The organism is Duganella sacchari, from assembly GCF_900143065.1.
In the GTDB taxonomy this organism is placed as follows: Bacteria; Pseudomonadota; Gammaproteobacteria; order Burkholderiales; family Burkholderiaceae_D; genus Rugamonas; species Rugamonas sacchari.
Genome location: NZ_FRCX01000002.1, coordinates 25,314 through 44,572, shown reverse-complemented (window position 1 = coordinate 44,572; position 19,259 = coordinate 25,314). Strand labels below are relative to the sequence as shown.

17 protein-coding genes are annotated in these 19,259 nt (G+C 61.4%); 9 read left to right on the top strand and 8 right to left on the bottom strand.

Annotation, left to right across the window (positions count from 1 at the left end):
- Nucleotides 1-27: 27 nt before the first annotated feature.
- The 3 genes from BUA36_RS04185 to hmpA all read left to right on the top strand — a co-directional run bounded on the left by BUA36_RS04185 (nt 28) and on the right by hmpA (nt 4,002).
- A complete protein-coding gene (locus tag BUA36_RS04185) occupies nt 28-387 on the top strand; it encodes a DUF2946 domain-containing protein (protein WP_072781646.1) in 360 nt (119 codons plus the stop codon).
- A gap of 69 nt (nt 388-456) precedes the next feature.
- Complete coding sequence (locus BUA36_RS04180) at nt 457-2,718, top strand: TonB-dependent receptor (RefSeq protein WP_072781645.1); 2,262 nt, start codon at nt 457-459, stop codon at nt 2,716-2,718.
- Between the two features lie 102 nt (nt 2,719-2,820).
- Nucleotides 2,821-4,002, top strand: coding sequence for an NO-inducible flavohemoprotein (gene hmpA / locus BUA36_RS04175; protein ID WP_072781644.1), 1,182 nt, complete (start codon nt 2,821-2,823; stop codon nt 4,000-4,002).
- Between the two features lie 80 nt (nt 4,003-4,082).
- Here the strand turns inward: hmpA and BUA36_RS04170 are convergent, their stop codons facing one another.
- The 3 genes from BUA36_RS04170 to BUA36_RS04155 form a co-directional block, all read right to left on the bottom strand.
- Nucleotides 4,083-4,928: a hypothetical protein gene (locus BUA36_RS04170; protein WP_139260342.1), complete on the bottom strand. Its 846-nt coding sequence runs from the start codon at nt 4,926-4,928 to the stop codon at nt 4,083-4,085.
- Between the two features lie 100 nt (nt 4,929-5,028).
- On the bottom strand, nt 5,029-7,005 hold the full coding sequence (locus BUA36_RS04160) for a TonB-dependent receptor (RefSeq protein WP_072781641.1): 1,977 nt from the start codon (nt 7,003-7,005) through the stop codon (nt 5,029-5,031).
- A gap of 92 nt (nt 7,006-7,097) precedes the next feature.
- On the bottom strand, nt 7,098-7,445 hold the full coding sequence (locus BUA36_RS04155) for a hypothetical protein (RefSeq protein ID WP_139260341.1): 348 nt from the start codon (nt 7,443-7,445) through the stop codon (nt 7,098-7,100).
- A gap of 71 nt (nt 7,446-7,516) precedes the next feature.
- On the opposite strand from BUA36_RS04155, the gene BUA36_RS04150 reads away from it, so the two are divergent.
- The 3 genes from BUA36_RS04150 to BUA36_RS04140 all read left to right on the top strand — a co-directional run bounded on the left by BUA36_RS04150 (nt 7,517) and on the right by BUA36_RS04140 (nt 10,328).
- Nucleotides 7,517-7,945 carry a Fur family transcriptional regulator gene (locus BUA36_RS04150; protein WP_072781637.1) on the top strand — a complete coding sequence of 143 codons (429 nt, stop codon included), beginning with the start codon at nt 7,517-7,519 and terminating at the stop codon, nt 7,943-7,945.
- A gap of 77 nt (nt 7,946-8,022) precedes the next feature.
- Nucleotides 8,023-9,171 carry a GTP-binding protein gene (locus BUA36_RS04145; protein WP_072781636.1) on the top strand — a complete coding sequence of 383 codons (1,149 nt, stop codon included), beginning with the start codon at nt 8,023-8,025 and terminating at the stop codon, nt 9,169-9,171.
- 17 nt (nt 9,172-9,188) lie between these two features.
- Complete coding sequence (locus tag BUA36_RS04140) at nt 9,189-10,328, top strand: esterase-like activity of phytase family protein (RefSeq protein ID WP_072781634.1); 1,140 nt, start codon at nt 9,189-9,191, stop codon at nt 10,326-10,328.
- Here the strand turns inward: BUA36_RS04140 and BUA36_RS04135 are convergent.
- A complete protein-coding gene (locus BUA36_RS04135) occupies nt 10,233-11,561 on the bottom strand; it encodes a RecQ family ATP-dependent DNA helicase (RefSeq protein ID WP_072781632.1) in 1,329 nt (442 codons plus the stop codon). The two genes, BUA36_RS04140 and BUA36_RS04135, sit on opposite strands and share 96 nt — an antisense overlap.
- A gap of 112 nt (nt 11,562-11,673) precedes the next feature.
- Between BUA36_RS04135 and BUA36_RS04130 the strand changes: the two genes are divergently transcribed.
- Nucleotides 11,674-12,006, top strand: coding sequence for a PilZ domain-containing protein (locus BUA36_RS04130; RefSeq protein ID WP_072781631.1), 333 nt, complete (start codon nt 11,674-11,676; stop codon nt 12,004-12,006).
- Nucleotide 12,007: 1 nt separating this feature from the next.
- Here BUA36_RS04130 and BUA36_RS04125 read toward each other — a convergent pair whose 3' ends face one another.
- The 3 genes from BUA36_RS04125 to BUA36_RS04115 all read right to left on the bottom strand — a co-directional run bounded on the left by BUA36_RS04125 (nt 12,008) and on the right by BUA36_RS04115 (nt 14,951).
- A complete protein-coding gene (locus tag BUA36_RS04125) occupies nt 12,008-13,411 on the bottom strand; it encodes a PA domain-containing protein (protein ID WP_072781629.1) in 1,404 nt (467 codons plus the stop codon).
- Entirely contained in the window at nt 13,408-14,442 is a 1,035-nt protein-coding gene (locus BUA36_RS04120; RefSeq protein WP_072781627.1) for a choice-of-anchor J domain-containing protein, read from the bottom strand. The genes BUA36_RS04125 and BUA36_RS04120 overlap by 4 nt, the downstream gene beginning before the upstream one ends.
- Nucleotides 14,443-14,561: 119 nt before the next feature.
- The gene (locus tag BUA36_RS04115; RefSeq protein WP_072781625.1) at nt 14,562-14,951 is read right to left on the bottom strand and encodes an OsmC family protein; all 390 of its coding nucleotides are present in this window, start codon (nt 14,949-14,951) and stop codon (nt 14,562-14,564) included.
- A 264-nt stretch (nt 14,952-15,215) separates the two neighbouring features.
- On the opposite strand from BUA36_RS04115, the gene BUA36_RS04105 reads away from it, so the two are divergent.
- The gene (locus BUA36_RS04105; RefSeq protein ID WP_072781622.1) at nt 15,216-17,477 is read left to right on the top strand and encodes an outer membrane beta-barrel family protein; all 2,262 of its coding nucleotides are present in this window, start codon (nt 15,216-15,218) and stop codon (nt 17,475-17,477) included.
- Nucleotides 17,478-17,542: 65 nt separating this feature from the next.
- A complete protein-coding gene (locus tag BUA36_RS04100) occupies nt 17,543-18,064 on the top strand; it encodes a demethoxyubiquinone hydroxylase family protein (RefSeq protein ID WP_072781620.1) in 522 nt (173 codons plus the stop codon).
- 18 nt (nt 18,065-18,082) lie between these two features.
- Here the strand turns inward: BUA36_RS04100 and BUA36_RS04095 are convergent, their stop codons facing one another.
- Nucleotides 18,083-19,246: a branched-chain amino acid ABC transporter substrate-binding protein gene (locus BUA36_RS04095; protein WP_072782529.1), complete on the bottom strand. Its 1,164-nt coding sequence runs from the start codon at nt 19,244-19,246 to the stop codon at nt 18,083-18,085.
- Between the last annotated feature and the right edge of the window lie 13 nt (nt 19,247-19,259).

The window sequence follows — 19,259 nt, the reverse complement described above, 5'->3', positions numbered from 1 at the left end:
ATTAAGCTTATAGGCTATAATTGAAAGATGTTTAACGCTCTCCGACGCCAAACGCTGCATCTGTGGATTGCCATGCTGGCCGTCCTGTTTGCTGCGCTTGCGCCGACCGTGTCGCACGCGCTCGCCTCGACCACCGAGGCCAGGCTGGCGGAGATGTGTTCGGTCGTCGATGCCGGCAAAAAAGCGCCAACCAACACCATGCACGGCATGGAGCACTGTCCCTACTGCGCGGTGCATGGCACGGCGCCGGCGCTGCCAACCAGCATGTTGAGCGGTTTCGCCGTCATCGGCGGTCACGATTTCTACCCACCGCTGTTCTACACGGCACCGCAACCGCTGCATACCTGGCGTGCCGCCAGTCCGCGCGGGCCACCTGCGTTTTCCTGATCTTTCCGCTCTTGTTTCCGTTATCCCTCAGAGGATGACGGCTATCTATCCGCATCATCAGGAACACCCATGAAAACCACTTTGTCTCCCCTGGCATTGGCGCTGCTTGCGGCCTTTGCCACCTGCGTCCACGCTGAAGACGCGCCCCAGCATGTATTGGGCACGGTCACCGTGACCGGCAACCGCCCTACTTCGCTGCCGACGCTGATCCCGACCACGATCGAAGGCATCACCAAAGAAGAAATCGAACGCGATATCAACGCCACCGATGCGGAAGACGCATTGAAGTATCTGCCCAGTCTTCTGGTGCGCAAGCGCTACATCGGCGACTACAATCACGCCGTACTGTCCACGCGCGCTTCGGGCACGGGCAACAGCGCGCGTTCGATGGTGTATGCCGATGGCATCCTGCTGTCCAACTATCTGGGTAATGGCGCGACATTTGCGCCGCGCTGGGGCATGGTCAGCCCGGAACAGATTGAACGCGTGGATGTGCTGTATGGCCCGTTCTCCGCTGCCTACGGCGGCAATTCGGTAGGCGCGGTGGTGGACTATGTCACGCGCATGCCAGACAAGTTCGAGGCGCACGCCAGTCTGACGCTGACGCACCAGCCCTTCAAGCTATACAGCACCAACGATAACTACGACGGCAAGCAAGGCAGCTTCGCACTTGGCGACCGGCATGGCGCCTGGTCATGGTATTTGGACCTGAACCGCACCGACAGCGACGGCCAGCCACTCACCTTCCCCAACCGCGCCGTCAGCAGCACTGCCAGCAATGCCGGCGTGCCTGTCACGGGCGCTGTGCAGGGCCGGGACCGGACCAACAATCCATGGTATCTGCTTGGCACGGCCACGCAGTACCACACGGTGCAGGATCAGCTCAAAGCCAAGGTGGCATATGACTTCTCGCCCACCATGCGCGCGACCTACACCTTTGGCCTCTGGCGCAACGATTCCCAAGGCCGCCCGAATACCTATCTGCGTGACGCTGCGGGACAGCCGGTCTACCGGGGCCAGGTCAATATCAATGGCAGCAGCTATACCCTGAACGACACCGATTTCAACCTCTCCAACGAAGACCTGCAGCATGTCATGCATGGCCTCACGCTGAAGACCAATACCAGGGGTGTCTTCGACTGGGAAGTGGCCGCCAGCCTCTATGATTACGACAAGGACCAGCTACGCGCTGCCACCGTGGCGCTGCCCGGTGCACTTTCGGGCGGCAAGGGACGTCTCGTGAATCAGGGCGGCACGGGCTGGAATACCTTTTCCGCCAAGGGCGTGTGGCGCCCGAACGAAGAGCACATTGCGGAATTCGGCTATCAGCGCGAAGCGTACAAGCTGGCCAGCATTGAGAATGCAACCGACGACTGGATCAACGGCGCGCCAGGCAAACGTAACGCCGCCTTCCAGGGCAAGACTGAAACCAACAGCCTGTATGCCCAGGACATGTGGAAGTTCGCATCGCAGTGGAAGACCGTGCTGGGTGCCCGCTTTGAACACTGGCATGCACATGACGGCGCAACCTCGAATGCCGCTGCAACCGCGTCGCATCAGCAGCGTAGTGAGAATTACGTGTCGCCGAAAGCCGCGCTGGCCTATCAGGCCAGCGATGACTGGGTGCTCAAGGCCTCGCTGGGCCGCGCGGTCCGCATGCCGACGGTATCGGAGCTGTACCAGGGCGGCGTCAATGCGGCCGGCGAACTGACCAACAATGACCCCAATCTGAAGCCGGAGAAGTCCTGGACCACGGAGCTGTCCGGGGAACGCAAGCTGGCGGACGGCTATCTGCGCCTGACCGCGTTTGGCGAACGCACTGCGGACGCGCTGTACACGCAGATCAACGCGCAGACCCTGGTCAATAACATCCAGAACGTGGACCTGATCCGCACCAAGGGCCTGGAAGTGTCCTACGCCCAGAATGATGTGTGGCTGCGCAGTCTGGACTTGAGCGCCAGCGCGACATGGACCGATTCCAAAATCATCCGCAACGATAAGGCGCCAACCAGCGTCGGCAAATGGCAACCGCGCATCCCCGAGTGGCGCGCGACCGGCGTGGCAACTTACGCCGTGAACGACCAGTTGTCCGTCACGCTGGCGGCGCGCTACAGCGGCACGCAGTATTCAACGCTGGATAATTCGGACGTCAACGGCTTTGCCTATATGGGCGCCAGCAAATACTTCACCGTCGATACGCGCCTGCGCTACCGGTTCAATCAGCAATGGAGCATGGCACTGGGCGTGGATAACCTCAATAACGACAAGTACTGGAACTTCCATCCGTATCCGCAACGGACCTACGTCGCTGAATTGAAGTTCGACCTCTAAGCACCTGACGAAGCGCCACGGGATTCCGGTGGCGCTTCGTGCACGCTTAAACATTCATATGGTATACTTGTTTACGTCGTAACCCATTGAGAGACTGAAATCATGCTGAGCACCGAACATAAAGCCATCATTACCGCCACCGTCCCATTGCTGGAAACCGGCGGCGAAGCCCTGACCCGTCACTTCTATCAGACGATGTTCCGCGACTATCCGGAAGTGAAGCCGCTGTTCAACCAGGCCAACCAACACGAGGGCCATCAGCAACGCGCCCTGGCCAATGCGGTGCTCATGTACGCGAAGAATATCGAGAAGCTGGAAAACCTTGGTCCGCTGGTCAGCACCATCATCAACAAGCACGTCTCGCTGCAGATCCAGCCAGAGCACTACCCTATCGTGGGCGCCTCGCTGCTGAAGGCCATCCGCGAGGTGCTGGGTGAGGAAATCGCCACGGATGCAGTGATCGAGGCATGGGCTGCAGCCTACGGCCAGCTGGCTGAGATCCTGATCGGGGCGGAAGAGAACATCTACAAGGAAAACGAACAGGCGCCAGGCGGCTGGCGCGGCGCCCGTGCTTTCAAGGTGGCTTCGAAGACGATGGAGAGCGACGAGATTACGTCTTTTGTGCTGACGCCGGAGGATGGCGGCCAGGTCGTGGCGCACAAACCGGGCCAGTACATCGGGCTGACGCTCAACATCAACGGCATTGGGCAGCGCCGCCAGTATTCGCTGTCCGCAGCGGCGAACGGCGTCAGCTTGCGCATCAGTGTAAAGCGCGAACCCGGTGGCCTGGTGTCCAACTTCCTGCATGACCAGGTCAACGCCGGCGACAGTCTGGAGGTGTTCCCGCCAGCAGGCGACTTTGTGCTGACGGACAGCGACAAGCCGGTGGTGCTGATCAGTGGCGGCGTGGGCATCACGCCGACGCTGGCCATGCTGACTGCGGCGTTAAGCAGCAATCGCCCGGTGCACTTCATCCATGCCGCACGCCACGCTGGCGTGCACGCGTTCCGCGACCATATCGATGCGCTGGCGGCCAAACACCCGCAGCTGCAGCGCTTCTACTGCTACGAAAACGCCGATACGCAAGCACCGCAGCCGCATGCAACCGGCTATCTGAATCCGCAACAGCTGTCGGACTGGCTGCCGGCCACCCGCGACCTGGACGCCTACTTCCTCGGCCCGACGCCATTCATGAAGGCCGTGAAATCACACCTGGCGGAACTGGGTGTGCCGGCTTCGCAGACGCACTACGAGTTCTTCGGTCCGGCGGAAGCACTGGCTTGAAACAGTGATGACAGGCGGGATGGTGCGGCTTGCGTTCATCGCGACTGCACCGTCGCCCGCACCGCCGTCTGGCTTGCTTTTTAATGCAGAGGGATCATTAATTTGAAGAACGCGAGATTAGCATAGGCGCTCAGTGCAACCGCTTCCCAGGACCCATTGTTCGAGCCATAAAAGTATCCGCCCGGGGCTAAGCTATGTATGCTGAATAGCCAGCTCTCGGTTACGGGTGAATCAAATTCAACAGGAGCATCGTGAACTCTGCAAATAAATTGGAAATTCCCACGCTTCTTAAGTGACAGCAGATCATCCCAACATGCAGATATAAAGCAATTATCATCTATCTTTCGAACGACAACTACACTCTTCCTGTCAGACCAGACTTCAGCAGCCAAACCCAGCTTTGAACATATATTCTCAATTAATTTAGCGACAGCTTTGACTGTCACTTTATCGTTTGACAGGAAAATGTCAGGAGCGCTTGCTTTAAAACTCTCCAGCTCCTTATTTTTTATAGCTTTAATCAATTGCAGATACGCCAGCCAGCGGTCCGGCTCGTCAACCGCCATCCTTTGATACAACAGATAATTCGCATCCAGGGAACGTCCTGCGCCGACAGGCCTTCCGTCAAGAACTGCCTTCCGCAGCAAAGAATTCACGTAGGGAGATTGCTGACCGGCTGGCAGTTCCTGATGCAACAAAGGATTCCAGATGCCTCGTTTAAGGTTGAGCGCTTCCTTAAATACTTCATCAAAATAGACACTGACATGCTGCTCGTCCGGCCTGCGGGTCCGCAGCCCTTCAATAAAATTGAAATCATACTCGGGCAGACTCAAACCTGCATCAGCGAGCTGAGTTGCAAGCTCCCTGCTGGCGATCAGCTTTGATTTGATTTTCTCGACGCATAGATTGGATAAAATATCACTCATAGTATTTTATTAATTACGTGAATCCCCAATAACTACAATTGCAAGTCAAGTAAACCGTGACCGAAGACTGCCTTGCTCGGCAGCCTTCATATTTAACGCGTTAGAACTTGGCGCGAACGCCGAATACAATATTCCGTCCTGGCAAAGGTGCGATATCCTTCAGCACCGAAGTCGATACGCGGATCTCGTCATTGGTCAGGTTTTTCGCCAGCAGGAACCAGGTCAGATCATACGCGCCGGCTTTCTGGGTGTACGAGAGGTTGGCATTGAGCTGATTGTAGCTTGGCGTAGCGCTCGTCTCAAACGAGGCCAGACGGTCCTGCGACTGTGCGTGCACCAGCGACAGGCCCGCGCGCCATGCGCCCATCTTGTACGCCGTGCTCGCGCCGACCCGCGTCGCTGGTTGCAGCGGCAGGCTGCCGCCACGTTCCAGCTTGCCGCGCGTGGTGTCGGCAAATACGCGGCCAGACCAGCCGGCGCCCGTCGGGTTGTATTCCAGTTCGGCTTCCGCCCCCTGGATCGTGGCGTCGGCCTGTTCAAAGATGCGCTCGCGCAGTTCGTCGCCTGGATGGCCCTCTTCATCCAGCAGCTTGCCGGTGATGTGGCCATAAATGAAGTCACTGACCTTGTTGCGGAAGACGTTGGCCTTCCAGCGCACCAGGCCCGTGGTCTTCTGGAGCGTTACTTCGATGTTGCGCGAGGTCTCTTTCCTGAAATCGGCGTTGCCGATGTCGAAGGTCACGGTAGCGTCATGCGGACCGTGGGAGTACAGCTCTTCCGTCGACGGTGCGCGCTGGGCATACGAGAAAGTGGCGCCCAGCGCGTAACCAGGCACGAACGGCCACAGGCCGCCAAACGAAGCGGATTGCAGGTTGAACGAACGGTTGACGCCCGTCACCGGTTCGCGCTTCACGCGCTCCACCCGCCCGCCGGCGTTGAACTTGACCGGGCCGAAGTCGGTTTCCTCGACCACGAAGGCGGCGTTGGACGTCGAGTGCGTGACCGGCACGGTATCCGGACCGCCCTCGGCGCTGAGCGCGGAAAAGTTGGTGTTCTCGGTCTGTACGCCCAAGGTGCCGTGCCAACCGGCCACCGGTTGATGGGTCAGCTCGAAGCGGGTCTCCAGCGCATGGTTTTTGAACAGGACTTCCGGCAGGCCGTCCTCGCCGATTTCGGCGTGCTTGTAGTCGGTGTAGCCAGCCTTGAACTTGAAGGTTTCAAAGCCTGCGAATGGGGTTTTTACCAGGCTGTCGAGGTCATAACGGGTTTGCTTCTGGTCGATTTTCGAGCCTTCGTCGCTCGGAATCCCGTAGACATTGGACAGGCGCGACACCGACGCGCCAATAAAGCCCCAGCTGTCGATGTAGGAACCGCCAAAGCCGCCGGTGCGCGAGCGCGTGTCCGAATGCGGCAGACGGCCGCTGGCGGAATCCGGGTCATTGAACACACGGTTGCCCGGGATTTTGTAGTCGCCGGCATTGCGCAGATTGCCGTCGATGTGCCACGCCAGCTTGTCGACAGCGCCGTCCAGGGTGCCGGAGAGATTGCGGCCATTGTCGACCGTGCTGCCGCGCGCTTCCAGCTGGCCCGTCAACCTGGGTTCCAGCGCCGTGGGAATACGTTCGTTGACGACGTTCACCAGACCGCCGATCGCGCCAGAGCCATACAGCAGGGCCGCCGGACCGCGCAGGATTTCAATTTGCTGCGCCACCGCGCCTTCCGCCGCGACCGCGTGGTCATTCGACAGCCCGGACACGTCGGACACCGCCATGCCATTCTCCAGCATCTTGACGCGCGCGCCTTCCAGGCCGCGGATGATAGGACGCGATGCGCCAGCGCCAAACGCCGACGCGGAAACGCCCAGCTCCTGCGACAGCGTCTCGCCCAGCGAGCTGCCGGCTTTGTCGCGCAGTTCGTCGCCGGCCAGCACTTTGGCGGGCGCCAGGATCTGATCATTGGCGGTGTTGCCGAACGGGTTGGCGGTGACCACAACTTGTGGCACCACAGCCTGGCCGAAAGCCAGCGAGGAATAGGCGGACAGGATCGCGCTGGCCAGCAGCGTACGTTGGATATTCATGTAAAACCTCTAGCAAATAGGGATGACACGCACGCAGCCACGCATCCCGCGGCCACGGCGAAAAACTCAAGATTCAGGACGGATTTCGGGTGTCAGGCCAGAGGGGGAGCGCGTGGCTGGAAGACGCAAGTGGTGCGCTCGCAGGCGGCCAGCGTGGCCGGCATCGCGACCGGGCCGGTGCTGAGGGTGGAGATGGCCAGCGTCAGCGGCGAGGCGGTGATGGCCGCAGCCATCTGGGCCACCGAGACGCATTCCGCGCAGACCTTGTGGACGGCCACGCGCTTGCGATGCTCGGCCTGGTCGGCGTCGGTCAGCTGGAAGTTTTGCTGCTCCGCGCCCAGCCAGTGCGTATAGACGTGCGTCACCCCGACCTGCTGCGTCAGGAGCAGCAGCAGCGCGAGCAATACATGGACTATCGGAGCGGTGGATCGGCGTAACATGCCGGTATTCTAACCGCAAGCCTGCCGCTTGCGCCACCAGCCAGTTTCATACGCCGTGTTACCATAGCGGGATGCCTACGAATACTGCTGAATCACAGATCCGCGCTACTGGCGCCCGCGTTACCCGCCAGCGTGTCATGGTGCTTGACTTTTTACTGGGCCAGAGCAAATCCCTGACCCACCACGAAATTCAAACCCATCTCGCCAAAAAAGCGCACGCGGAACTGGACTCGGTCACGCTGTACCGCGTGCTGGAATGGCTCACGGAGAATGAGCTGATCCACCGCATCGCCGGCGCCGACCAGGTCTGGCGCTTCAGCGCTGGCGCCGGCCACCACGCCCACGAGCACGCGCACTTCCAGTGCACGCGATGCGAACAGGTCACCTGCTTCACCGATGTCGCCCTGCCGCGCAAGATCAAGCTGCCGGAAGGCTTCCAGACGCAGGAAATCGACTTCCTCATCAAAGGCACCTGCGCCAACTGCAATCGTAAAAACTAATTAACGCAACTTGGTTGCGTTTAAATTCGAATCCGCTTAATATGCAACTCGATTGCATTAACCAAGCGAGATTTGCCATGCCCGTTCCAGATACCCGTCTCCCCGTCACCGTGCTTTCCGGCTTCCTCGGCGCCGGTAAAACCACCCTGCTCAATCACATACTCGCCAACCGCGACGGCTTGCGCGTGGCCGTCATCGTCAACGACATGAGCGAGGTGAATGTCGATGCCAGCCTGCTGCGTGACGGCGCGCAGAATGCCGGCGCCGCGCTGTCGCGCACCGAAGAGAAAATGGTCGAGATGAGCAACGGCTGCATCTGCTGCACGCTGCGTGAAGACCTGCTGCTGGAAGTGCGCAAGCTGGCCGCGGAAGGCCGCTTCGACTATCTGTTGATTGAATCGACCGGTGTCGGCGAACCGATGCCGGTCGCCGCCACCTTCGACTTTGAGGACGAAGGCGGCGCGTCACTGAACCATGTGGCGCGCATCGACACCATGGTGACGGTGGTGGATGCGCTGAATCTGCTGGCCGACTACAACAGCACCGACTTCCTGGCCCAGCGCGGCGAAACGGCGGGCGAAGGCGATGACCGCACGCTGGCCAGCCTGCTGTCGGAGCAGATCGAATTTGCCGACGTGATTGTGGTCAGCAAAACCGACCTGGTCACGCTGGAGCAGCTAGGCGACGTGCGCGCCGTGATCAAGGCGCTCAATCCCGGCGCCGACATCGTGTATGCCGAGCGTGGCCGCGTCGCGCTGCATAAAATTCTGGGCACCGGCAAGTTTGACCTGGACAAGGCCAGCCAGATGGCCGGCTGGGCGCGCGAGCTGGCGGGCGAGCATGTGCCGGAGACGGAGGAGTACGGCATCGGCAGCTTTGTGCTGCGCGAGCCGCGCGCCCTGCATCCGCGCCGCTTCGATCATTTCCTCGACCAGGGTTTCCCTGGCCTGATACGCGCCAAAGGCTATCTGTGGCTGGCCACACGGCCGGAATGGGCAGTGGCGTATTCACGCGCGGGCAAGATCGCCTCGGTCGAACCGGTGGGCCGTTGGGCGCCGCCCTACACCGACCGTGTCAACGAGGTCGTGTTCATTGGCCGCGCCATGGACCGCAGCGCCATCGAGGCCGCGTTTGCCCACTGCGTACTGACCGACGACGAGCATGCCGCCGGGGTGGCCGCATGGCGTCATTTACCCGATCCTTTCCCTGACTGGCAGATCGAGTGATGGTATGATGCGGCCCCATGAAAAAGACGCTCATCACCCTCGCCTGCGCCCTGACGCTTAGCGCCTGCGCGCCCTTCCCGCGCCAGAAACCAGCTGCACCGGACACCGTATCGGGCATGCGCTTCATCGGCGAACAACGGCTGCCATGGCGCCAGGAATTCCAGGGCACGACGGTGGGCGGCCTGTCCGGCATCGACTACCACGCCGACAAGGACGAATGGGTGATGATCAGCGACGACCGTTCGCAATTCAACCCGGCCCGCTACTATCGCGCCAAGCTGGCTTACGATCTGCAGTCGTTCAAATCGGTGCAGCTGACTGGGGTCAGCAGCTTCCTGCAGCCGGATGGATCGACCTATCTGACCAAGGAAGAGTACAAGCGCAAGAACGGCGTGGTGCCGGACCTGGAAACCATCCGCGTTGATCCGCGCGACGGCAGCATCTGGTACGGCAGCGAAGGCGATGTGACACTGGGCCTCGATCCATTCATCCGCCAGGCCACTGCCGACGGCCACTATCTGTTCACGCTGCCGTTACCGCCGTTGTTCACGGTATCGAAAGAACACAAGTTCGGCCCGCGCAACAACCAGAGCTTTGAGGGCTTGAGCTTTACACCCGATGGCCGCACCATCTGGGTGTCACTGGAAGGACCGATGTATCAGGACGGCCCCGAGCCGACGCCGGAACACGGTGCCGTCAACCGCATCACGCATTTCACGCGGGACGGCAAGGTACTGGGCCAGTATGCCTATCCGCTGGAGGCCATCCCCGCCACGCCGGGCGAAGGCAAATATGCCGACAACGGCATTTCGGAAATCCTCTCGCTCAGCGAACACCGCATGCTGGTGATGGAGCGCTCTGGCGTGCAGGCTGACGACGGCTCGTACAAGGACTATGTGCGGATCTTCGAGATCGATACCGACGGCGCCAGCGATATCCAGCAGCTGGCGACGCTCAAGGAGGCCCGCTACACGCTGGTCAAAAAGCGCCTGGTGCTGGACCTCGCCGACCTCAAACTGCCGATCGTGGATAACCTGGAAGGCATGTCCTTCGGTCCCCTGCTAGCCAATGGCCATGCCAGCCTGGTGCTGATCTCCGACGATAACTTCAGCAAGACGCAAGTCACCCAGCTGCTCCTGTTCGAGCTGATCCCCTGATATCACGGGCGGCGACAGGCAGTTGTCGCAGCGGCAGCAGCGCTCGAAGCCGGGCAGCGGATCGCCGAAGTAGTCCAGCAGCAGCTTCCAGCGGCAAAAGCCGCTTTGCGCGTAGCCGATCATGCGCTCGAGTTTTTCGCGGTCGAGTTCATGCCTGTCGTCCGGCGCCTTGCTCTTCATGAGGAAGAATTTTTGCAGGCGCGTGTCGTCGTGGTAGTACAGCAGCGTGCACGCGGCGTCCTCGCCATCGCGGCCGGCGCGGCCGGACTCCTGATAGTAGGCTTCCAGATTGCCAGGCACCTGCAGGTGAATCACAAAGCGCGTATCGCTCTTGTCGATGCCCATGCCAAAGGCGTTGGTGGCGACCATGATGCGGCGCTCGCCGTTCATGAACAGGTTCTGATTTTCGCTGCGTTCGGCCGCGCGCAGCTTGCCGTGGTAGAGCGCGACGCTTTCGCCGGCATCCAGCAGTAGCTGGTAGGCCTCCTTCACCGCCTTGACGGTGGCCGCATAGACGATGCCGACACCTTGCGTGCCGCGCACCAGCTCCAGCAGCGTGGTGTTCTTCTCTTCCGGATTGGTGACCTGCTGTACCCGGTATTGCAGGTTGGGCCGGTAAATGCCCGTGTTGACCACCCGTAGCGCGGGCCGGCCCAGCTGGGCGCGGATGTCGGCGATCACGTCATCCGTGGCGGTCGCGGTCAACGCCAACACCTGCGGCTGGCCCAGCGCCGCCAGCGCGCTGCCGATTTCCATATACGCCGGCCGGAAGTCATGGCCCCACTGCGAGATGCAGTGGGCTTCGTCGATCACCAGCAAGCCGACGCCGGTCTGCTGCAGCAGTTCCCGAAACTCGGTGCTGACCAGGCGCTCCGGCGTACAAAAGACGATGTCCTTGTCTGCGCCCCCGATTGCTTCCAGTGCTTCCAGCTCGTCGGCGCGCGACAGGCTGCTGTTGACTTGCGCTGCGCTGGCAATGCCCGCCTCTTCCAGTTTTTCGGCCTGGTCCTTCATCAGCGAGATCAAGGGCGACACCACCACCGTGATGCCGTCCAGCAGGCGCGCGGGCAACTGGTAGCACAGCGACTTGCCGCTGCCGGTGGGCATCACGGCCAGCGTGTCGCGCCCCGCCATGACACTGTCGATAACGCGCTGCTGCCCGTCGCGCAAGGCTTCAATGCCAAACACCTTGCGCAGCAGCCGTTCTATTTGTTTGTTGATTGAGATAGCCATGTCCTCAACGTAGCAAAGAATACAAGCCGGGTATGTGCGGCAGAGCACAAAGCTGACAGGGTTGCTGCGGCATCTGTCATACTATGACTTTTAGTGGCTATCCCAAACAACGATGGACCCGAGACGAGAGCATGTTAGGCGGTTGTTGCAGGTCGACGCCTATCTCACCGATGTACAAGGAGAACACAATTTTCCTGCGCAGATCATCGACATCTCGCGCATGGGCGTCGCATTTGTGAGTGACCACGCGATGCCCGCTGATGAGCAGTACCTGCTCAACTTCTGCTTCCCCGGCAGCACCATCCGCAACGAGATCACGCTTACCGTGGTCAACAGCCAGGCGGTCGGCACGCACGGCCGCTTCCGCAACGGTGCGCGCTTTATCGCGATCTCGGAGGCCTGCGCCGACCGCATCGTCGATTACGTGACGACGGCACCGGCCTGACTTACCAGCCGATATCCTTCAACAACGGCAAGGTCAGGTCGTACGGCGGCCTGACCGCATGCCGCAGGTCGGCGTTGATGGCCGGCTCCATCAGCAGGTTCGGGGTGGCACTGGTGTCATAGTGCGACACCGATGATCCGGGCTGATTGGGACGTGGCGCATACATCAGCACCCGCCCCAGCGCATCGGTGCCAGCGCGCACCGCCAGGTTCACGCCGAGATTGGCGAACAGGCCGGAGTGCTTGCGTGATCGCCCTGCCAGTGCCTGCCTCAAGGCTGCGCCATCTTCTTGCGTAATGCGTACGGCGGCAATGAAGATGCCGGGATCGCTGCCACCCAGCCCCGGCGGTGGCGCCCCGGCCACGTTGTCGGCAATCAGCACCGCAATCGCCCCGGCGTCCTGCGCATGGCGCACTTTGACCACGAAGGTGCAGGCGCCACGGTCGATCAGCGCTATCCTGCCCTTCACTGCCCGGGCATTCAAGGCGGAAAGCGGCGTGCATGCAAGGCCGGTATCGGGCGCCGTATCGACCACCGGCATCACTTCGCCCGTCAGGCCAGGACTCGCCAGCGGCGGGCCGAAGGCCGCCGTTCCCACCTGCAGCACGCCCGATTCGGACGGTGGCGACAGGATGGTCAGCACCGGCGTGCCCGCCTGCAAAACCAGTCGCGCAGCATTGGTGACCTGCACACCGTTCCACACCAGCTTGCCCGATTTCACCGCTGACGCGGCGCGTTCCGCATTGCGCATGTCCTTCCACACCTTGCCGCTGCTGGTATCGAGCAGAAAGTAATCCCAGATGCTGGGCACGCCGGCCAGCAGTTCGCCGGTTTCGTCATCGGTATAGGTCTGGAAGCCGAGGCCGTGTGCGAACTCGTGCAACAACACCGTGACCAGATCAGTGTTGCTGCCGTGGTTGTTATCGAGGCCAAGATAGAACGGCGAGCCGGTAAAACAGCCCGGCTGGCCAAGATTGACATTGAAGCGCGCACGCACGTCCGGCGTTTCCGGGTCCATGTCGAAGCCGAGCAGCTTGTTGGCTTCCGCCTTGCCAAACCAGGCGTTGGCTTGCGGCGCGCCCGGAAAATCGGAAAACACTTCCAGTGCACCTGCGCTGCCCAGCACGGCGGCGGAGTCGGTGCATGGCAGGGCTTCCCAGGTCGCCAGCACGCGGATCGGAACGCTGCTATCCAGGCTGTCGCCCCACTGGCTGGCGGCCGCCTGGAAGGCATTGAGCCGCTGCGCGCCCAGCGTGGTACCGGCGTTGCCGCCCACCGGCGCAACCGGTGTCGGATCATTGAAGCCGACACCGGGCGCATCGCCGTTCACGATGGTGATGGTGGCGGCGGCCCAACTCACGGAAGACAACAGCAGCGCCACCAGGGCAGTCAGTAGCGCTTTCATTTTGTCTCTCCTTCGGCTGGCACGCAGGATTCCGTGATGCTGCCATCGTCGGCCTTGCGGACCATGGCGTAGCGGGCCTGGCGCTCATCCAGCATCACCCCGATGCCGCCATACGGCGGGCGGATGAGTTGCGGCCGCTGCCTGACCAGCGGCGCCGGCGTGCGCGCGGCCGCTGTCAGCAATGCGGCTTGCGCGGGATTCGGGCCGGTGAGCTGGCCGGTCTGCGGGTCCTTGTATGCCATGAAACCGCCCTGCCCGGGATCGGCAGCGGCAACGGTAGCCGGAGCTTGCTGCCGCATCACCTGCACATGGGGGAAGCTCATGACACCGTGCTCGTCCGCATTGGCCACCAGCGCGCTGGCGGCCAGGCCGGTCGTGGCCAGCCATCGGCGTCGCGAACGGCCAGTGCCCAGCAGCACAACCAGGCCCAGACACAGCAAGGCCACGGTATCCGGCACCGGCAAGGCATTGACGCTGACGGTATCGATACCGACATAATTACCATTGATACTGGTGTCGTCCACGACATAGCGGAAGGCGTAGCGCCCAATGGCCGGCGCAGCCAGACCGTTGACCAGGATGGTCTTGTCGAGCCAGCCGGTATCGCTGTCCGATTCAAATGCCGCCAGCATCGAGAAGGCGCCGCCGGTGCTGACATAGACTTCCATGCGGTCCAGCAGGCCCTCGCCCAGCAGGCGCAAGGAGAAGTCCAGTGATTCGCCGTTGGTCAGCATCACTTCCGGCGTCAGCAGCCAGTTGCTGACAGCGCCGCCGAAGCCGGCGTTATTGAAGTTGGCCGCGATGTAGGCGTTCGCCGGCCCGGACGCTGCCGGGAAGATCGCCGCGTTGCCCTGAAACCAGCCGGTGGTGCCCGGCGGTGAACTGCTATCGACGAACGCCCAGCCCCGCCCCGGCAACGTCGCCACATCGTCAAAGCCCTCCGACAACAAGGGCGCTCCCATCGCCGAGCAGCTCGCCACCAGCGCAAGCAACCCCGCCAGATGCTTAGCCAGATACTTAATCAGGTCCATATCATCCCCCAAGGAAAATACACGTCACACGGCTCACTTTGCCTTGGTTGGACAAATAGCCGGGCTAACAAGTTCCGTTGAAGATGACAATTACATTGACGGCCTGCGGGGTTGCGCGCTCAGCCGAGCACAGTGTCGATGCGCAGGCCGGCCTTGAGGGTCAGCGTGACAGGCGTTTTCTCGGCGATCTCCGCCATCCGTGCTTTCTGCGTGGCATCCACCGCGCCGGTGATCGTCAGCGTGCGGCGGATCACGGTACTGCCGTCGTCGGCGTGCGTCAGGTGCAGGTCGACGTCCACCGCGTCCACTGGCCACTGCTTGCGATCGGCATACATGCGCAAGGTGATCGCGGTACACGAGCCCAGTCCCGCCAGCAGAAAATCATAGGGCGCCGGTCCCGCGTTCTTGCCGCCGTTGCGCTCCGGCTCGTCGCCGATCAGCGCGTGAGCGCCGATCTCCAGCCGTGTGGTGTATGTTTCTTTCCCGATATGTGCAGTGCCACGTGCCATGCTGTTGTTCTCCAGTTGCCTTACCTAAGTGTAATTTTGCGCGATTCCCGGCGTGATACGATGATTTTGTATTACCCTGAAGTGGTTTTCGCCGCGCTGGTCGCGGCGCTTTTTTTGCCTTGCGCGCGCGTGCCCGCGCTTGCCTTGCGCCGCTTTATGTCGTTTGTAAAGCCAAAGTAAAGAAGCGTAAATGCGATAATTTGCCAGATACCCCGCTGGTATAATGGCAACTCTACCGTATAGTGACGGTGCGCCGTCAACACCATGCAAAAGATACTGCTTACCTGCTGCCTTACCGGCAGCGCTATTCTGCCAGCTTACGCTCAAAACACCACTCCCGAAAAGCCAGCCACAAAGCCCGCTACGACCGCCGTTAAAGCCAAAGACGCCAAAGACGCCGTCGTTCCGGAGGTAACTGTTTCAGCCGAACGCCCCACCAACCGCATCGACCGCCAGGTCTACGATGTGAAATCCGACGTCTCCAGCACCAACGGCTCCGCTGCCGATGCGCTCAACAACGTCCCCTCCGTCAACGTCGATCCGGACGGCAGCATCACCCTGCGTGGCAGCCCCAACGTCCAGATCATGGTCGATGGCAAGCCCTCAGCCATGCTGCAGGGCGATAACCGCGGCCCGGCGCTGCAGGCCATGGCCGCCGACGACATCGAATCGATTGAGGTCATCAACAATCCCGGCGCGCAGTTCGGCAACGAAGCCGGCGGCGGCCCCATCCTGAACCTGGTGATGCGCCGCAACCGCAAGCCCGGCGGTTTTACCACCGTCAACGGCAACGCCGGCACTGCGGGCCGCTACAACAGCGCCGTCAACGGCAGCTACAACGAAGGCGCCTGGGGTTTCCAGGGCAGCGCCAACGTGCGACACGATGGCCGCAACTCGGTGGCCGATGTCACGCGCGACCGCCTCGATCCACTCAGCGGCCAGTTCGTTCACAGCAGCCAGCAGTCCGTCGGCCGCGGCCTGAATGACATGGCGGGCCTGAACGGCACCGTCAGCTACAACCTGAATCAGACCGACACCCTGGCCGGCAGCGCCTCGTACAACAGCCGTACCAACGACCAGCACTCCGCTGACCATTACATCAACGGCGCCACGGCCATGATCCCGGCCAGCGACTACCAGCGCACCACGGTGCGTACCGGCGACAGCAAGAACTTCAGCTGGGGCGGCCGCTACGATCACAAAGGCGAACTGCCAGGCGAAACGCTGAAGATCGACCTGCGTGTGTCGGCATCGGAAAACGATAACGTCAGCAACTACGACAATGTGTATGCCACGCCTGGCATGATCGACGCGCGCGCCAACCAGCACAACGAATTCAGCACCCGCATCATCGACTTCACCGGTGACTACGAGCGTCCGCTGTGGGGCGGCACCGCCAAGGCGGGCTACAAGGTCGCCACCAACAAGAACGATTTCGACACGCTGTACACCGACATCGATCCAGTCACCGGCATCGCCAGGATCAACAACGGCCGCACCAACAGCTACGAGCTGGATGAAACCGTGTACGCGCTGTACGGCACCTACCAGATGCGTCTGAACGAACGCTGGGGCGCGCTGGCCGGCCTGCGCACCGAATACACGGACATGGACATCCACCAGATCACCGGCGGCATTGAAGGCAAGAACAGCTACATCAACTACATCCCCAGTGCATATGCGACCTACAAGGTCAACGACAACGCCAACCTGCGTTTCGCCTACGCCCGCCGGATTCGCCGTCCCAACGCCAACGACCTGAATCCGTACGTGACCTACCGCGACGAATTCAACGTCTCGTCAGGTAATCCGAATCTGAAACCGACCAAGACCGATTCGTTCGAAGTTGGCTACGAAACCAAGATCGGCGGCCTGGAAACCAATCTGCGCGGCTACTACCGCCGCGACACCGACGCCATCGTCGATTACCGCTACTTCGTCGCGCCCAACGTGCTGCTGACCACCAAAGCCAACGGTGAAGGCAGCCATTCGAGCGGCCTGGAATTTACCGTCAGCGGCAAGCTGACGCCATCGCTCACGCTCAACACCAGCGGCAACCTGGCCCGCTCGCAGCAAAGCTTCTACGACGACAGCGGTTTGCTGGTGACGCGCACCGCCAATTCGCTGAGCGGCCGCGTGCGACTGAACTACCAGTACGATCCGGCCAACCAGATCCAGATGGCGCTGCAAATGATGGGCAAGACGCTGTCCGGCCAGGGCTACCGTTCGCCCAACCACACGTTCAACATGAGCTGGCGCCACAACGTCACGCAGCAATTGAGCCTGGTGGCCAACGTCACGGACTTGTTCAACACCAACAAGATGGAAACCGTGATCAACAGCGCCACACTGCGCGAAACCAGCACCCGCCGCTTCGACGGCCGCGTGTTCTATGTCGGGCTGTCCTACCGCTTCGGCGGCAGCGGCACCTCCAACAACGAGAACCATGAGCAGGGCTGGGGTCCGCGCCCGGGCGGCCCTGGCGGCCCTGGTCCAGGAGCCGGCGGCCCGCCACCCGGCGCCTGATCGACGAAAAACCGATGATGACCTCATCGGTTTTTTTACGCCTGCGAACATGGTACATTGCACCCATGTCAAATCCCATACCGCTCGCAGCGCGCATCCTGAAGGTCAACCACGCCGGTGAACAAGGTGCGGTCAGCATTTACGCAGGACAGATCCTGATGGCCCGCCTGACGGCAAAGGGACTGGTCGCGCAACTGGAATCGTTCAAGTCTCACGAGGAGCGGCACCGCGCGATCTTCCTCGCCGAACTCACGCGGCGCGGCGTGCGGCGTTGCAAAAGCTACTGGTTGTGCGCGATCGGTGGATATGGGCTGGGCGTGCTGACGGGATTATTGGGCGCGCGCGCCATCGCGCAGACCACGCTGGCGGTCGAACGGGTCGTGCTGCGGCATTTGCAGCAACAGATGGTGCAACTCAAGGACGATGCGGCGGCATTGGCGGCAGTCGTCGCCATCATCGGGGAGGAACAGGAGCATCACGACCTGGCTGCCGGTCATGTGCAGACAGGCGGACCATGGGCCCGCCTGCTAGAGACCACCGTATCCGCCGCAACGGAATCGGTGATCTGGCTGGGGATGCGGATTTAGTCCTCGAAGTAGGCGTGTTTATTTCATCACAGCCAGCTTCTGGCGTTTGGCGTCTTTGAAGGTGAAGATTGTCAGCACACCATTCTGGATGTCGCCACGCGCGTCAAACGCGATATTGCCGGTCACGCCTTTGTGGCTGATCTTGGCCAGCACCGGCAAATACTTCGCCGGATCTGGCGAGCCGGCTTTCTGCATGGCGTCGACCATGGTCATCAGCGCGTCATAGGTGTATGGCGCGTAGGTCTGCACCTCGATGCCAAAGCGTTTCTTGTAGCGGGCGTGGAATTCGGCCATGCCTTTTTCCTGCGACGGCTCGACACCGCCCGCTTCCGCGCAGATCACCTGGCCATCGCTCATGCCTTCGCCGGCCAGGCGCGGCACCGAGTCCGAGCACATGCCGTCGCCGCCCATGAACTTGATCGGAATGCCCAGCTGCTTCATCTGGCGCAGCATGGGGCCGGCCACCGCATCCATGCCGCCGAAGAAGATCATGTCCGGTTTGGTGGCCTTGATCGCGGTCAGGATGGCGCTGAAGTCGGTCGCCTTGTCGTTGGTGAACTGGGTCGAGACAATCGTGGTGCCGCTGGCGGCGCCGGTCTTCTTGACGGTCTTGACGAATTCGTCGGCCAGGCCTTTGCCGTAAGAGGTGCGGTCGTCCACCACGGCGATGCGCTTGGCCTGCATGCTCTGCATCGCGTAGCGCGCCAGGGCCGGGCCGAGCTGCTCATCATTGGCAATGTTGCGGAACGTGGTGTTGTAGCGCTGGCGCGTGTACTGCGGCGAGCTGGCCGATGGCGTGATCTGCGGAATGCCGGCATCGTAGTAAATGCGCGACGCCGGAATCGTGGTGCCCGAGGTCTCGTGGCCGATCACGCCCTGCACTTTGGCGTCCACCAGTTTTTGCGCCACGGCGGTGGCTTGCTTGGGATCGCCCGCGTCGTCCTCGGCCTGCATCACGACCTTGTACTTCTTGCCGCCGATGAGCACGCCCTTGGCGTTCAATTCTTCCACGGCCATGCGCGCGCCGTTCTCGTTGTCCTTGCCCAGATGGGCGATCGGGCCGGAGGTGGCGGCCACGTGGCCGATCTTGATGATGTCTTCCGCATGGGCGGAAGTCGCGCCGACTCCGGCGACAAAGGCCAGCGTCAGTGCCTGGCAAACTGTTTTTGTTGTGAACTGCATAAAATCCTCGTTG

Coding starts and splice junctions, on each gene's coding strand:
- BUA36_RS04115 (WP_072781625.1), bottom strand. CDS start 14,951: ATGGCACGTGGCACTGCACATATCGGGAAAGAAACATACACCACACGG.
- BUA36_RS04100 (WP_072781620.1), top strand. CDS start 17,543: ATGTCAAATCCCATACCGCTCGCAGCGCGCATCCTGAAGGTCAACCAC.
- BUA36_RS04180 (WP_072781645.1), top strand. CDS start 457: ATGAAAACCACTTTGTCTCCCCTGGCATTGGCGCTGCTTGCGGCCTTT.
- BUA36_RS04150 (WP_072781637.1), top strand. CDS start 7,517: ATGCCTACGAATACTGCTGAATCACAGATCCGCGCTACTGGCGCCCGC.
- BUA36_RS04160 (WP_072781641.1), bottom strand. CDS start 7,005: ATGAATATCCAACGTACGCTGCTGGCCAGCGCGATCCTGTCCGCCTAT.
- hmpA (WP_072781644.1), top strand. CDS start 2,821: ATGCTGAGCACCGAACATAAAGCCATCATTACCGCCACCGTCCCATTG.
- BUA36_RS04135 (WP_072781632.1), bottom strand. CDS start 11,561: ATGGCTATCTCAATCAACAAACAAATAGAACGGCTGCTGCGCAAGGTG.
- BUA36_RS04125 (WP_072781629.1), bottom strand. CDS start 13,411: ATGAAAGCGCTACTGACTGCCCTGGTGGCGCTGCTGTTGTCTTCCGTG.
- BUA36_RS04170 (WP_139260342.1), bottom strand. CDS start 4,928: ATGAGTGATATTTTATCCAATCTATGCGTCGAGAAAATCAAATCAAAG.
- BUA36_RS04155 (WP_139260341.1), bottom strand. CDS start 7,445: ATGTTACGCCGATCCACCGCTCCGATAGTCCATGTATTGCTCGCGCTG.
- BUA36_RS04145 (WP_072781636.1), top strand. CDS start 8,023: ATGCCCGTTCCAGATACCCGTCTCCCCGTCACCGTGCTTTCCGGCTTC.
- BUA36_RS04120 (WP_072781627.1), bottom strand. CDS start 14,442: ATGGACCTGATTAAGTATCTGGCTAAGCATCTGGCGGGGTTGCTTGCG.
- BUA36_RS04105 (WP_072781622.1), top strand. CDS start 15,216: ATGCAAAAGATACTGCTTACCTGCTGCCTTACCGGCAGCGCTATTCTG.
- BUA36_RS04130 (WP_072781631.1), top strand. CDS start 11,674: ATGGACCCGAGACGAGAGCATGTTAGGCGGTTGTTGCAGGTCGACGCC.
- BUA36_RS04185 (WP_072781646.1), top strand. CDS start 28: ATGTTTAACGCTCTCCGACGCCAAACGCTGCATCTGTGGATTGCCATG.
- BUA36_RS04140 (WP_072781634.1), top strand. CDS start 9,189: ATGAAAAAGACGCTCATCACCCTCGCCTGCGCCCTGACGCTTAGCGCC.
- BUA36_RS04095 (WP_072782529.1), bottom strand. CDS start 19,246: ATGCAGTTCACAACAAAAACAGTTTGCCAGGCACTGACGCTGGCCTTT.